Here is a 14,534-nt window from a genome sequence, read left to right as displayed (position 1 = left end):
GCGTGCTCAGCCCGGACGCGCCGCGGCGGGCAGGGTGCGCGCCTGCAGGATGGCGTCGATGAAGAGTTTGGCGGCGCGCGTCTGGTTGCGTTGCTTTCTGGTGATCAGGCCAAAAGGCTGCGAGCGCGACGGCAGGCGTATGGGCAGAATGGTGATCAGGCCATGATTGGCAAAAAACGAAGCCACGTCGGTCGGGATCAGCGCCACGAAATCGTCGCTATCGCTCAGCAGTGTCATGGTGATGAAAGTGGAAGCGGTTTCTATGGGACTGGCGAAGGCATTGATGCCGGCGCGCTCGAGTTCTTGCTTCAATAGAATATTAAGCGGGGTTCTATTGGGATAGGCTATCCAGCGAGAGTTTTTCAGGTCGGGCAGGGCGACATCCGTTTTTTGCGCCAGAGGGTTGCCGTTGCCCACCACGATAGAGACATTTTCTTCGGCCAGGTGCATGTAGTCGTAGTTGTCGGCATGCTGGCTGACACTGGTTCTGCCTATGACCACGTCGAGCTTGTCGCTGTTGAGCATGGCCAGCATGATGGCGCTGGTATTTTCGTATATTTCGACCACAATGTCTTTGTTCATGCCGCAGACATGATTGATGGAGTCCTTAAGTACTTTAGGCACTCCGCCCATAATGACTCCCACCCTGATTTTGCCGCCGCTGCCGGTCTTGATTTCAGCGAGCTCATCGGACAGGGCCGTGATGTCCTTGCGTATGACGTGCGCGTAATTGATGGCGCATTCGCCGAATCGGTTGGCGTAGAGGCCGTCGCGCCGTCTTTCGAACAGCTTGTCGCCCAGAATCAGCTCGGCCTCGTGCAGCGCCTTGCTGGCGGTGGATTGCGTCATGGCCAATTCCGCCGCCGCCTTGCGCAAGGAGTTGTGCTTGCCTATGGCAATGATCAGATTCAGTTGCCTGAGCCGTAATCGCCCGAAAAGCATATTGGCATTGCTGGTCATGCTTTATTCCTGCTTTGACAAAATTGACATGAAAAGGCCTGGACGCCGAAGAACGGCGTGCCTGCAAATTGTAGCGGGACGAGCACGAGCGCGGATCGCCGCTGCGTGGGCGCAAAGACCGACCCAGGCGCCATTGTCGTCTCAGTTTGACACATGCTCTCCCTTTAAATAGAATGCGAACGATTATCAAATGCATTCATAAAAAAGGAAGGCATGAGGCCGAAGAGCGGATGCAGCGCGCAATGTCAGCATGGGAATGGTGCGGTGATGAAGCGTGCACCGTTCGAACCGCTCCGGGCCACTCCCCTTGCCGGGCGCAATCCGTGGCCACCGACTTTTAGCGAGCCCGGTTCATGACGACAGCTTCCACTCTCAAGACTTGGTATGGGATCCATAAATGGACCAGCCTGGTCTGCACGCTGTTTTTGCTGGTCATCTGCCTGACGGGTCTGCCCTTGATATTTCATCACGAAATCGATCGCTGGCTGGATGACGGCAAGCCGTATGCGGTCGTGCCGGCCGACACCGCGCCCGCCAATCTGGATCCGATCGTGGAGAAAGCCCGCGCGCTGTATCCGAAAGAAGTCATCAACTATGTCTTTATGGATGATGAAGAGCCGCGCGTGCTGGTGGGGATGGCCCCGTCGTACGAGTCCGCCCCCGGTTTGAGCCATGCCGTCAAATTCGATGCGCATACGGGCGAGCTGTTGAAAGATGGGCCTTTGGCGTCTCAGGAGCAGTTGACGTTCATGGGGATCATGCTGGCCCTGCACGTGGACTGGTTCACCGGCTTGCCGGGCGAGCTGTTCCTGGGTTTGATGGGCCTGCTGTTCGTAGCGGCGATAGTTTCTGGCGTGGTGCTCTACGGGCCGTTCATGAAAAAGCTGCCGTTCGGCGCGGTGCGGGCGGCTCGGTCGCGGCGCTTGAAATGGCTCGATCTGCATAATTTGCTGGGCATTGTTACCTTGACATGGGGCGGTATCGTGGGAGTAACCGGTGTGATCAACGAACTGGCGACGCCGCTATTCAGCCTGTGGCAGGCCACGGAAGTTGCCGGCCTGCTGACTGCCTACAAAGATGAAACGCCGCCCCGGATACTGACGTCGGTCCAGGCCGCACGCGATACGGCCAGCCGCGCTCTGCCGGGGCATTCCGTTATCAGTCTTCAATTCCCGGGCAATAAATTCTCGACGCCGCACCATTACATGGTATGGCTGAAAGGCGCCACGCCGGTGACTTCGCACTTGTTCACACCGGTGCTGATTGATGCGGGCAGCGGGCGGATAACGGCCATTGCGCGCCCTCCGTGGTACCTGACGGCGCTGGAGCTATCGCGGCCTCTGCATTTTGGCGATTACGGCGGCATGCCTTTGAAGATACTCTGGGCTTTGCTTGATTTGATGACTATCGTGGTGCTGGTCAGCGGGCTTTATTTGTGGGTGGCGCGGCGCAAGACGACCAATGCCCGCATTGCCGCCTTGATGCGCCAGTCCGCGCTTCCCGCTAAGTGTCGAGAAATGTCATGAGTGGGTACACGATGCTTGTGCGTGTGTGGGCCGCACCTGTCCTGCTGGGTGTGCTGACCCTGTTCGGCCTGCTGGCCGCTTTGCTGGGCACGGGCCTGTGGCACTGGGCCGCATGGCTGGCTCTGGCAATACCCGTTGCGGTAGCGTCGTTCTTCTGGATGGCGGCGCGTTGCTAGGGCACTTTTGGTTCAGGCGTTTACTGGTTGAACGTGTTTTAGTGGCTTTCGTTTTGAGCTGTTTTTAGGCTTGGGTTGTGAGTTTGGGCTACCTGTACTGGTTTGAGCTGTGACTTTGGATTGGGTTTTGGTGCGTTGTCTGTGGGGGCGGAAGTAATTCTATTGAGACGCCGCAGGGTGGGCGGTGCTGTGCAGTCCGGCACGTCCAGCGGTCGGCTAGCTGCGCTATCCGACTACCCGGGTCTGCCTCGTCCAGGCGGGCGTCGGGCGAACTCGCGTCGCCCCGCGGTGCGGGGCGCCACTCAGACAGCGCCCGCCGAAGGCCCCCGCCTTCCCTTCGTCAGCACCCGGCGCTGGACTACCGCCGGCCTGCACAGCACCGCCCACCCTGCGGCTTGCGTTGAGGCAATGCAGCGAGGTATCCCATGGGCCGGCAAGTTCATTCCAGGCATGCCCTGACCCCAAGCCCCGATAGACGGCGTCTTTAAATACCAAACCGTAAATACCAAAGCGACCAAAACATCGAATCCCATAAACACTCGAACCAAAAATATTCAAGTGCTGCGGCATCAAACAGTGTTGCCCACGGCTTTGGTTTGTTTGTCCACGCCCATAAGAAAGGCCAACGACAGCAGGCTGCAGACGGCCGCGGCAAGGAAGGCCTGGTCAAAATGGCCGGTGGCAGCCACGAACGCCGCAAACGCCGCAGGAGCAATCATGTTGGCCATGTAAATCAGGATGGCTGATCCCGCGGCGGTCTCCGTCACCATCCCGGCGGGCGAGCGGCGGGCCACTTCGGCGATCTGGACTCCATTCCAGCTGGCGGCCGTGGCTCCGGCCGCAGCCGCTATGGCGATAATGGCCCACAGCGGCCATTCGGAGGTACTGAATCCCAGCAGTGCGGTCGTGATGCTCGAACCGATGGCGGCAAGCGACAAGGTGAGAGTTGCCGATCCGCTTCGATCGGCAATCCACCCCAAGGTGATACGGCCCACTACGCCCGTGGCCTGCATGACCGCGAAAACCAGGCCGGCCATGTTCAGCGACAGGTCAAGACGCTCGACGAGATAGATCACCGAGAAGGTGAACCAGCAGCTTTGTGTTGCAGCCAGCAGGCTGCCGGCCATTGACAGCTTTAACGAGCCTTGTCCGCGTGCCAGCGACCGCAAGGGAATGGCAACGTTTCGGGCGGAAAGCAGGGCGCTCCAGGCGAAAGTCTTTTGGGTGGCGGTCGGCTCGTCCACGCGAGCACTCAGGCGCCAGGTCAGGCAGGTAATGCCGATCACGAACACGGCGGCGATCAGCAGTGTGATACGCCATCCCGTCAGTTCGACCAGCGGGGGAACTGCCAGGCCGGCAATAACGCCGCCTAGCGGCACTCCTGCCTGTTTGATGGAGAACACCAGGTTTCTGCTTTCCGGAGGACTGAATCGCTGCAGTATTTCGCTGCCCGCGGGACTGGCGGCGCCGTAGCTCAGGCCAATCATAAAGCTGGCAACCAGGGCGAGAGTGATGGACGGAAAGAAAAACAGGACAACGCTGATGGCTCCCAGCAGCAAGCCGATTTGCACCGTGCGGATGCCGCCGATGTAGCGGATAAGGGCCGCGCCGGCCACCAGGATCAACAGCGCGCCGACCGTATTGGCTGTCGTCAGGTATCCGATCAAGCTGCCGTTCCAGCCGAATTCCTGGGTCAGGACAGGAGAAATAATGGGTATCAGCCGGCTCAGGAATGATGTCGTGGTCTGCAGGACGAGGATGGCGATGACAGGAATGATCCAGGCGGGAACCGGTCTTTTCACGTTGCGATTGTGGCGTATGGGTGTTTGCAAAACATCAAGCATACCCGATTGAGGGTCGTACTCCTGTTTGTTTTATTATTGCAAATGATTATGATAATAGTTATCATTTGATAAAAATCAAAACCAAAAGAAGCCGGTAAAAAGGGAAATTACGATGCGCTATGCAGTCCCCGTTCGATCCAGGGTCGCTGCCCTGGCTGCTGTAAATGTCTTTTCCGTGCTGGCCGTGTTCAGCCAGCCCGTTGCCGCGCAAGGCACCGACGCCGCAGGCCGGGGCGGTACGGCAACGCTGCAAACCATCACGGTTACCGGCCAGGGCGAGCCGGAAACCGCAACAACGCCGGTTTCGGGCTATATCGCCAGGAATGCCGTGACAGCCAGCAAGACCGATACGCCGCTTATCGAGACTCCGCAAGCCGTCACCGTCGTCACCCGCGACGAAATCGCCGATCAGGGCGCGCAAGGTGTTCAGGATGCCTTGAACTACGCGGCGGGTGTGCGATCCGATGCCTATGGTCTCGATTCGCGAACCGATTCATTTCGGATCAGGGGGTCGGAGCCCAGCGTCTATCTGGACGGTTTGCGGCAAAACTACAATTGGTACACCAGCACAACCCGCACTGAGCCTTATTCTTTGGAGCGTATCGAGGTTCTGAGAGGCCCGGCATCCATGCTGTATGGGCAGGGCAGCACCGCGGGCGTGGTGAATATGGTCAGCAAGCTGCCCTTGCCTGAATCACAAAAGGAGGTCGGGGTCAGCTACGGCAGCAATAACCGCAAGCAAATACAGGCCGATCTGACCGGCCCTTTGACCGATGACGGTACATGGCTGTATCGCATCGTGGCCCTGGGCAGGAAAGCGGATACACAAGTCGATTATGTGCCCGATGATCGCCTGATGGTCGCGCCTTCGCTTATGTGGCGCCCCAGTGCCAGCACTTCCTTGACCTTGCAGGGTCTGTGGCAGGGCGACAAGTCGGGTTCGAGTTCACAGTTTTTCCCCTGGGAAGGCGTGGTGCTCGACAATCCGAACGGCGCCATACCCGAACATCGATTCATCGGAGAGCCCGACTGGGATCGCTACAACTCCACGCGATCTTCCTTCGGTTGGCAGTTCGAGCATAAATTCAATGACAACTGGACGGTGCGCCAGAATTTCCGCTGGGTAAAGAACAAGGTCGACTATCGCACCCTGTACGGCGATTCTTTTACCTTGCCCGGAGGTTGGGCTGGCGACCCTGTAAACAAGCGCCTGTTCGGGCGTTTTGCCGACGCCACGCTGACACGGGTCAATATGGTGGCGGCCGATCAGCACCTGGAAGGAAAATTCCAGACCGGCTTCATTCAGCACCACATTCTGGTGGGTTTCGATGCCGCACGCGCCAAGCAAACGAAACAATCGGGCTACGACACACCCGTGTACCTGGGCGGGACGGTGCCGTTGATCGATGTATATAGCCCGGTATACGGAGGCTTCACGCCGCCGGCGATGACGGACGATCCGGTGTCCCGGCAAACGGATACGGGCGTGTATATCCATGATCAATTGAAGTTTGGCCACAACTGGATTGTGGTGGCCGGCCTGCGTTACGACCGTTCGGTGGCCGCGTTGGAGGGTCAGGACGACGAAGTCAGCACCGCAACAACCAGGCGTTTGGGCTTGATGTATGCGGCCGATAATGGTTTTTCGCCCTATGTCAGCTATAGCGAGTCGTTCACTCCGGTGGCTGGGCTGGATTTTTATAACCAGCGCTACAAGCCCTTGCGTGGCAAGCAGATCGAAGGGGGCCTGAAATACGAGTCGCATGACGGCAAGACAATGTTCAACGTCGCCACCTATTCACTGCGGGAAGAGAACCGGCAAGTCAATGATCCCGGCAATCCGCTTAATCGGCTTCAAACCGGTGAAACCAAAACCACAGGCCTCGAGCTCGAGCTCAAGACAGCGCTAGGACGCAAATTCAGCGTCATTGCCAACTACAGCTATATAGACCTGGATTCCAAGCTGGAGGGCATCCCTCGCCATCAGGCTTCGGTATGGGGCAAGTACCGCTTCTCCATAGCTCAGGTGAGCGGGTTTTCGGTGGGTGCCGGGGTGCGCTGGCTAAGTTCATTCAGGGATGGTCATGCGCCGAAGACGCCGGCGGTAACGCTGGTCGATGCCATGCTTGCCTACGAAACCCCTTCATGGCGTTATGCCTTGAACGTCAACAACATGTTCAATAAATCGTATGTCAGTACCTGCCTGGGTCGCGGCGATTGCTGGTATGGGGCACAGCGCAGCATTGTTGCCAGCGCAAGTTATCGATTCTAGGCCGCGGCTCCTCGGCCGGGAGGCCGGCGGGCAAGGGCGCATAACTTGCCGCGGCAAGTTCGGCCAGATCGACGGCGTCGTTCAACAGCCGGTCATTTTCCTTCGCGATGGCCTGTGTCCTGATGCCGGCCAGGTTCGAGCCTGAATCAGGCTCGCTCATGCCTATGCAGAAAAACGCCCCGGCTTTGCAAATGCGCGGCAAATAGAACCGCTTTTGCGCTTTCTTTCAGAAACGCCCGTACTTCGTGGCGCAGCGCTTCATCTTCCGCCTGGATTTCAATGAGGTCCGGCGCATCTATCATGGTTACCCGGTGAGGTGTAGCATCGCATTATATTTTCAATACAAGGGTTCAGCATGAGTGAAATACTCCATTTCCGGCAGGATGACCATGGCATTGTGACACTGACCATGGATCATCCGGAAACCCGCAATGCCCTGACGGGCAACACGCTGGTGGATGCATTCCTGTCGGCATTCCAGCGTATCGAGGCCGATCCGGCCGTGCGCGCCGTCATTATTACCGGAGCGGGCAGGGCTTTTTCATCGGGCGGGAATATTGCCGAAATGGAGCGGCAGCTCAAGCCTGAGTTCGACAGCGCTGCGTTGCGCCACGAATATCGGCAAGGCATACAGCGATTGCCCCTGGCTTTATACAATCTGGAAGTGCCGACCATTGCCGCGGTCAACGGGCCGGCTATCGGGGCCGGTTTTGACTTGGCCTGCATGTGCGATATTCGCATTGCCTGTGAACGGGCGGTTTTCGCCGAAAGTTTCGTGAAACTCGGCATTGTGCCGGGCGATGGCGGGGCCTGGTTCCTGCCTCGTCTGATCGGGATGTCGCGCGCCGCCGAAATGACGCTTACCGGAGACGCGATCGACGCGCAGCAAGCCCTGGCATGGGGATTGATTTCCAAGATAGTGTCTGAAGGCGAATTACTGGCCGAATGCCAAAAAATGGCGTTGCGCATTGCAGCCAACCCGCCCGAAGCGGTTCGCATGAGCAAGCGCCTGCTGCGTGAAGGGCAGCATAGTCGGCTCGATACGCTGCTTGAGATATCGGCCGCTTTTCAGGCCATTGCGCACAAGACAGCGGACCACGCTCAGGCCGTCGAGGCGTTCATGCAAAAACGGGCGGCGAAAAAAGCAAAATAAACCAAGGCCTCACACGATAATGAAAAGTTTTGTCTATAGTTCGCAGCCCTCGCGTGTGATATTCGGCCTGGGTGCCTTGCGCGCGCTGGAACAGGAAATCGATCTGCTGGGCGCGCATCGCGCGTTGGTGCTGTGCACGCCGGGTCAGCGCAAACAGGCCGAGCATGTGGCGCAGATACTAGGGGCTCGCGCGGCCGGCATCTATGATCGGGCCGTGATGCATGTGCCCATGGATACCGTGCGCGAAGCGCGGGAAACGGCGCGCCGCCTTGGGGTGGACTGTGCCGTGGCCGTGGGTGGCGGCTCCACGACAGGCCTGGGAAAAGCGATTGCCCTGGATTCGGGCCTGCCGATCCTGGCTATTCCCACTACGTATGCTGGCTCCGAAATGACCCCCATCTTCGGCCTGACCGAGGCCGGCATCAAGAAAACCGGCCGCGATGTTCGTGTCTTGCCGCGTACCGTCATCTACGATCCTGAATTGAGCGTGGGATTGCCTGTGAGCCTGTCGGTGACGAGCGGGATCAATGCCATTGCGCATGCGGCTGAAGGATTGTATGCGCGGGATGGCAATCCGGTGATGTCCCTCATGGCGGAGGAAGGCATCCGCGCCATGGCCGATGGCCTGGACCAGATCGCGAAATCTTCCACTGATCTGGATGCGCGCGGCGAATGCCTGTATGGGGCCTGGCTATGCGGCACTGTGCTGGGGAGCGTGGGCATGGCCCTGCACCACAAACTTTGCCATACCCTGGGAGGCAGTTTCAATTTGCCGCACGCGGAAACCCACACCGTGGTTTTGCCGCATGCCATTGCCTACAACAGCCAGGCGGCACCCGATGCCATGCGGTGCATTTCACGCGCGCTGCATCGGCCGGACGCATCCGCCGCCGCCGCCCTGTTTGATCTGGCGCGCGGGCACCAGGCGCCTACGTCGTTGCGTGCTCTCGGCATGCGGGCCGAAGACCTGGATCGGGCTGCCGATATTGCACTGGCCAACCCCTACTGGAATCCGCGTCCGATCGAGCGCGTCGCCGTCCGCGAACTATTGCAGGCGGCCTTCGACGGCACGCGCCCGGCTTGAAAAAGCATCATGAGAAGTTTCTGGAATGAATGATATGCATAATCTCGATGAAAAAACCATCACCGAAGCCGTAGTGGCCCGCCAGGCCAATGCCTCCGACCCGCGGTTGCAAGAAATCATGAACAGCCTGGTGCGGCATTTGCACTCGTTTGCACGCGAGGTTCAACTGACAGAGCCGGAATGGATGACCGCGATCCGGTTCCTGACCGAGGTGGGGCATTCCTGCAGCGATTCGCGCCAGGAATTCATCCTGCTTTCGGATACGCTGGGCCTGTCGACGCTGGTAACGGCGCAGAATCACCGCAAGCCGGCCGGCTGCACCGAGGCGACGGTGTTTGGCCCGTTCCATGTGGAAGGTGCGCCGCATTACGCGCTGGGCGACGACATCGGCAATGGCATGAAAGGCGAGCCGTGCTTTGTCAGCGGCCGAGTGGTCGGCATCGATGGCCAAGGGGTGCCCAATGCCACGCTCGAAGTCTGGCAGGCCGATGCAGAGGGACTTTATGATGTGCAAAACCCGGACTTGAAAGAGCATCAAGGGCGTGGTGTGCTGAATGCCGATGCGCGGGGAAATTTTCATTTCAGGTCGATTGTGGCCGAATGCTATCCGATTCCTCACGATGGACCGGTCGGCCGCATGCTCGACGCCCTGGGCCGGCATCCCTGGCGTCCCGCGCACCTGCATTTCATGATTACGGCGCCAGGTTTCGAACGGCTGGTGACGCATGTCTTCAGGCGTGGCGGTGACTATCTCGATTCGGATACCGTGTTCGGTGTGCGATCGTCCCTGATTGCGGATTGGGTCCGCCACCCGGCGGGCATGGGGCCCGATGGCAAGCACTGCGACAAGCCGTTCTATACGCTGGATTTCGATTTTGTACTCAATCCTGCTTCCGGTATTTGATTTATGTACCATTTGGTAAAATAAGTACCTATCAGTACAATTGGCTTTCTTTCACTGACTAGGAAGGTAAATGCCATGACGACGACTCGTCCCCCGCTTCCCCCGTTTACTCAGGAATCGGCCACGCTCAAAGTACGGCAGGCCGAGGACGGCTGGAATTCGCGCGATCCGGAAAAGGTTTCGCTGGCCTATTCAATCGACACCCGTTGGCGCAATCGATCCGAGTTCGCCCACGGCCGCGAGGCGGTGGTCGGCTTTCTGAATCGAAAATGGGCCAAGGAGCTTGATTACCGGCTGATCAAAGAACTGTGGGCTTTTGGCGGCAACCGGATTTCGGTGCGTTATGCTTACGAATGGCATGACGATTCGGGCAACTGGTTTCGCTCATACGGAAATGAAAACTGGGAGTTCGATGAATCCGGCCTGATGAAGAACCGCCATGCGTCCATCAACGACCTTCCCATCAAGGCATCGGACCGCAAGTTTCACTGGCCTTTGGGCGCACGCCCCGTCGACCATCCTGGGCTTGGCGAACTTGGTCTTTGATAGGTTTCGAGCGGCCGGGCGGTTCCCGCACCGCTCGGAGAAGCAGATCAACAAGAAGTCGGTCCGTCAAGGGCAGGCCTCTGGAATTTGGCTAACACATCATGGCAAGAATGATCGCCGAGCGCGGCGACGTGATACCGGTACTGGCGGAAATTTTCCGCGCTTATGGATTCGAGGGCGCCAGCCTGGCCCGGATTACCGAAGGCACCAAATTAGGTAAAGGCAGCCTCTATCATTTTTTCCCTGGCGGCAAGGAAGAAATGGCCGCTGCCGTCCTGGGCGAAATCGACGATTGGTTCCGCGCCCATGTTTTTGACCCGCTGCGATCCGGCGATGACGCGGCAAAAAGCATCGCCGCCATGTTTGACGAGGTACGGCGCTATTTCCTGGCTGGGCGCAAAGTTTGCCTGGTTGGCGTCTTCGCGCTTGGCTGCGAGCGGGACCGCTTTGCCGCGCAGGTCGGCGAATACTTCGCAGCGTGGGCCAATTCCTTGCGCGAGGCACTGGTGCGCACGGGCCGGGACGATGCCGCCGCGGGGGAGCTGGCAGAGGAAATCCTGGCCGTCATTCAAGGGGCGCTCGTGCTGGCGCGTGCCCGAAACGAGCCCGAGATATTTGTCCGTGCTCTGGACCGCATGGAGCGAAGGCTGGCTCTTTAGCCGCCGGCATCCCTGTCCCGCAGGTGAGCTGCGGCGTTCCCCTGCGAATGGTTCGCCAGGTGTTCATTAGTCTGCAGAATCGAGAGGCCATTCCTGACCCCCGATTTTGTGCAGGCCTTCTTTCTGGTCCGATTCCGCGGCAAGTTTTCTCCTCGGCATTGAAGCAGCCAGTTATTTTTCAGAAAATTTTCAGTGGGTAGTCACTTTTTGTGACTTTTCCGTTAGAATGCGTAATTCTAAATAATAATGATTCTCATATCTAATACGGAGAAAGCCAAGTGTCTGATCAGCTTCGTCCCCCCTCTTCCTTGCGGGCCCATATGGCGGGAGGCCTTGCCACAGCGTTTGCGACACCGACCCTGTTCCTGACCTCCTTCTCGGCGATTGCCCAGAAAACAGGGGCCGACAACGTGGCGGAGCTGTCGCCGGTACAGGTGCATGGCGACATGCCGGGTGGGTATGGCGTCAAGCAATCAGCCTCGGAAAAATTCACGGCGCCCCTGGTCGACACGCCCAAATCGGTTCAAATCATCCCCAAAGAGCTGATCCAGAATCAGGCTGCGTCTTCATTGACTGATGTATTGCGCAATTCTCCCGGGATTACCTTCGGAGCGGGCGAGGGCGGCAACCCCTTGGGCGACCGTCCTTTCATCCGCGGTTATGACGCGCAGGCCAGCACATATATCGACGGCTTGCGGGACATCGGTTCGACTACGCGCGAGGTGTTCAATCTTGAACAGGTTGAAGTCGTCAAAGGCTCCGACGGCGCCTACGGCGGCCGCGGTGGCGCCGGCGGAAGCATCAACCTGATCAGCAAGACCGCCAAGGCCGCGAATTTCACCAACGCAAGCCTGGGAATCGGCACCGACAATTATTATCGCGGCACCGTGGACAGCAATTGGCTGTTGACCGACACCACGGGCTTTCGCCTGAACGCCATGTATCACGATGCCGATGTGGCGGGCCGCGATACGGTCCATAACAAACGCTGGGGCGCGGCACCCACCATTACGTTCGGGCTGCACACTCCTACCCGCGTTACGCTCAGCTATTACCATCTGCAAACCGACGATGTACCCGATAGCGGTATTCCGTATGCGTATCCCAGCAGCAAGGTTAAGCGCGACGGCAGCTATATGGGTATTTCGGAGACCGGCCCCGCGAATGTCGATCGCAACAATTTTTACGGACTGAGCAGCGATTTCCGCAAAACCACCAGCGATATGGCCACCATCGGGATCGAACACGACTTCGCCGACAAGCTGACATTGCGCAACACGACCCGCTATACCTATTCCGATCAGCGATATGTCTGGACGCAGCCCGACGACAGCCAGGGCAATGTCTTGAACGGCAAAGTATGGCGCCGCGCCAATACCCGTGTCAGCGATGTAAACAGCCTGGCCAACCAGACTGAGCTCGTGGGCAAATTCTCCACCGGATCACTCAAGCACAGCTTTAATACCGGTATCGAACTGTCGCAGGAGCGGGGGCGCAAAGATAGCCTTAATGTCAATCGCGGTTCAGGAACAAGCTGCAATGCCGGTATCGGCGCCACCTCGGCCTACAACTGCACCAGTCTGTACAGTCCGAATCCGGACGATCCCTGGGTAAACACCTTGAATGGCGGGGCAGCGGGGGCGTATACAAAATCCGAAACCACGACCAAATCCATCTACGCTTTCGATACCATTGAGTTCAACAAACAATGGCAAGCGGGCATAGGTGCGCGGATTGACGATTATTCAACGGAGTTCACCAATACTCCGGCCAATAATTTCGCCGTCATCCGCCGCAACGATACGCTGTTCAACTACCAATTGGGCCTGGTGTACAAGCCGGTCGAGAACGGCAGCATTTACATTTCGTACGCGACTTCCTCGACACCCGCCAACTCGACCCTGGGCGAGGGCAGCGAATCGCAATCCCTTACCCCTGGCCGTAATGGCGTCGGGCTCAACGCTGCGGATCTTGCGCCTGAAAAGAACAAGACCTACGAAATCGGCACCAAATGGGATGTGCTGAACAAAAGCATGAGCCTGACCGCGGCGATTTTCCGCACAGAGACCGTCAATGCGCGAATCACCATGCCCGATGGCAATTACGCCATGGCGGGTAAAAAACAGGTGGATGGCCTGGAACTGGGTATTTCAGGAGCGATTACCCCCAAATGGAATGTATTCGGCGGCTATACCTATCTGAACAGCAAGATCAAGGACGATGGCGTCGCCACGGACGAGGGCAATCGCTTTCCGAACACGCCCGAAAACAGCTTCAGCCTGTGGACCACGTACAAAGTCCTGCCAAAACTCACAGTAGGGGCCGGCGCGTACTTTGTGGACAAGCAATATGGCAATGCCGCCAATACGGCGTCCATCCCGGCCTACTGGCGCTTTGATGCCATGGCGGGTTATCAGGTCAACAAGCATGTGAACGTACAGCTGAACGTATTCAACCTGTTCAACAAGACTTACTACGACCAGGCTTATGCCGCGCACTACGCCAGCATTGCTCCCGGGCGATCCGCGATTCTTAATGTGAGCCTGGCTTATTGACGCCGCGATTATCCGGTCTTCCCATGGAAAAAATAAGCATTCAACAATTCAACGCGGCCACCGCCGAAGAGTTTGCCGTCATACTCGATGGCCCGCCGCGGGTAGCGGCCCGCTGGCTGGCCACCGCCGCCGAGCATGGAATCGTCGAGGCCCAGGTTCATTATGGCCAGCGGCTCCTGCAAGGCAAAGGCGTCGAAGCCAACCTTGGGCAGGCGCTGCACTGGTTCAAGGCCGCCGCTCGCCGCAACAATGCAATGGCCATGAATCTGGTGGGGCGCTGCTATGAAAATGGCTGGGGAATCGAAGCCGACATGGCCATTGCAACATACTGGTTCCGGCGCTCGGCTGCATATGGACTGGATTGGGGCATGTACAACTATGCCACCTCCCTGACGCTGGGGCGCGGCGTAAAAGCCGATCGGGTGCAAGCCCTGGCCTGGCTGAAAAAGGCCGCCGATTTGGGTCATGTCAAATCGCTGAATATTCTGGGAGGCTTTTACGAAGACGGATGGGAGGTCGATCCCGACGCGGACACTGCGCTTGAATACTACCGCCTGGCCGCCGAAGGCGGCGATTTCCGCGGCCAGTTCAACTATGCGCGCCTGCTGGCCGGGCGCGGCAGAATGCCTGAAGCCCATGCATGGATGCGGCGTGTTCCGGAAACGGCAACGCCGGCCTTTCTGGAGAAAATGCGGCAATTCCTGGCTACCGCGGCGCAGCACGAATTGCGGAGCCTGGCGTTTAACGGGATCTTTTGCCTGAACCCGGCAGCTTTATGATCCAGCATGGCCGAATGTGATTAAACGGCGACCCTCTGTATACTAAGAAAATTCGATACACGGTAGCGTGGCCGGG

Annotated in this window: 12 protein-coding genes and 1 pseudogene; 10 read left to right on the top strand and 3 right to left on the bottom strand. The window is 58.3% G+C overall.

Annotation, left to right across the window (positions count from 1 at the left end; genetic code table 11):
- Positions 1-6 precede the first annotated feature (6 nt).
- Positions 7-960 carry a LysR family transcriptional regulator gene (locus ACYVIS_RS01905; protein WP_460873122.1) on the bottom strand — a complete coding sequence of 318 codons (954 nt, stop codon included), beginning with the start codon at positions 958-960 and terminating at the stop codon, positions 7-9.
- Between the two features lie 353 nt (positions 961-1,313).
- On the opposite strand from ACYVIS_RS01905, the gene ACYVIS_RS01900 reads away from it, so the two are divergent.
- Entirely contained in the window at positions 1,314-2,486 is a 1,173-nt protein-coding gene (locus tag ACYVIS_RS01900; RefSeq protein WP_460873121.1) for a PepSY-associated TM helix domain-containing protein, read from the top strand.
- The gene (locus ACYVIS_RS01895; protein WP_232742227.1) at positions 2,483-2,662 is read left to right on the top strand and encodes a hypothetical protein; all 180 of its coding nucleotides are present in this window, start codon (positions 2,483-2,485) and stop codon (positions 2,660-2,662) included. Before ACYVIS_RS01900 ends, ACYVIS_RS01895 begins: the two co-directional genes overlap by 4 nt.
- A 569-nt stretch (positions 2,663-3,231) precedes the next feature.
- On the opposite strand, the gene ACYVIS_RS01890 is transcribed toward ACYVIS_RS01895, so the two are convergent.
- The gene (locus ACYVIS_RS01890) at positions 3,232-4,464 is read right to left on the bottom strand and encodes an MFS transporter (RefSeq protein WP_460873120.1); all 1,233 of its coding nucleotides are present in this window, start codon (positions 4,462-4,464) and stop codon (positions 3,232-3,234) included.
- A gap of 154 nt (positions 4,465-4,618) precedes the next feature.
- Between ACYVIS_RS01890 and ACYVIS_RS01885 the strand changes: the two genes are divergently transcribed.
- Complete coding sequence (locus ACYVIS_RS01885) at positions 4,619-6,778, top strand: TonB-dependent siderophore receptor (protein WP_460873119.1); 2,160 nt, start codon at positions 4,619-4,621, stop codon at positions 6,776-6,778.
- A gap of 106 nt (positions 6,779-6,884) precedes the next feature.
- Here the strand turns inward: ACYVIS_RS01885 and ACYVIS_RS01880 are convergent.
- Positions 6,885-7,001 (bottom strand): annotated as a pseudogene (locus ACYVIS_RS01880) (acyl-CoA dehydrogenase family protein); the annotation flags it as partial.
- Positions 7,002-7,133: 132 nt separating this feature from the next.
- On the opposite strand from ACYVIS_RS01880, the gene ACYVIS_RS01875 reads away from it, so the two are divergent.
- The 7 genes from ACYVIS_RS01875 to ACYVIS_RS01845 all read left to right on the top strand — a co-directional run bounded on the left by ACYVIS_RS01875 (position 7,134) and on the right by ACYVIS_RS01845 (position 14,458).
- Complete coding sequence (locus tag ACYVIS_RS01875; RefSeq protein ID WP_460873118.1) at positions 7,134-7,931, top strand: crotonase/enoyl-CoA hydratase family protein; 798 nt, start codon at positions 7,134-7,136, stop codon at positions 7,929-7,931.
- 19 nt (positions 7,932-7,950) lie between these two features.
- Positions 7,951-9,015 (top strand): maleylacetate reductase, encoded by a 1,065-nt coding sequence (locus ACYVIS_RS01870; protein ID WP_460873117.1) that lies wholly within the window; start codon positions 7,951-7,953, stop codon positions 9,013-9,015.
- Positions 9,016-9,049: 34 nt separating this feature from the next.
- Positions 9,050-9,919: an intradiol ring-cleavage dioxygenase gene (locus tag ACYVIS_RS01865; protein WP_460873188.1), complete on the top strand. Its 870-nt coding sequence runs from the start codon at positions 9,050-9,052 to the stop codon at positions 9,917-9,919.
- Between the two features lie 75 nt (positions 9,920-9,994).
- Entirely contained in the window at positions 9,995-10,465 is a 471-nt protein-coding gene (locus tag ACYVIS_RS01860; RefSeq protein WP_460873116.1) for a nuclear transport factor 2 family protein, read from the top strand.
- A 101-nt stretch (positions 10,466-10,566) separates the two neighbouring features.
- Positions 10,567-11,124: a TetR/AcrR family transcriptional regulator gene (locus ACYVIS_RS01855; protein ID WP_460873115.1), complete on the top strand. Its 558-nt coding sequence runs from the start codon at positions 10,567-10,569 to the stop codon at positions 11,122-11,124.
- Between the two features lie 320 nt (positions 11,125-11,444).
- Complete coding sequence (locus ACYVIS_RS01850) at positions 11,445-13,679, top strand: TonB-dependent receptor (protein ID WP_460873187.1); 2,235 nt, start codon at positions 11,445-11,447, stop codon at positions 13,677-13,679.
- 23 nt (positions 13,680-13,702) lie between these two features.
- Positions 13,703-14,458, top strand: a complete 756-nt coding sequence (locus ACYVIS_RS01845) for a tetratricopeptide repeat protein (RefSeq protein ID WP_460873114.1) — start codon at positions 13,703-13,705, stop codon at positions 14,456-14,458.
- Positions 14,459-14,534: the final 76 nt, after the last annotated feature.

The sequence above is a fragment of the Paralcaligenes ginsengisoli genome (assembly GCF_054781135.1).
Note: the sequence above shows the minus strand (reverse complement) of the source record. Positions and strands in the feature narration are given on the sequence as shown.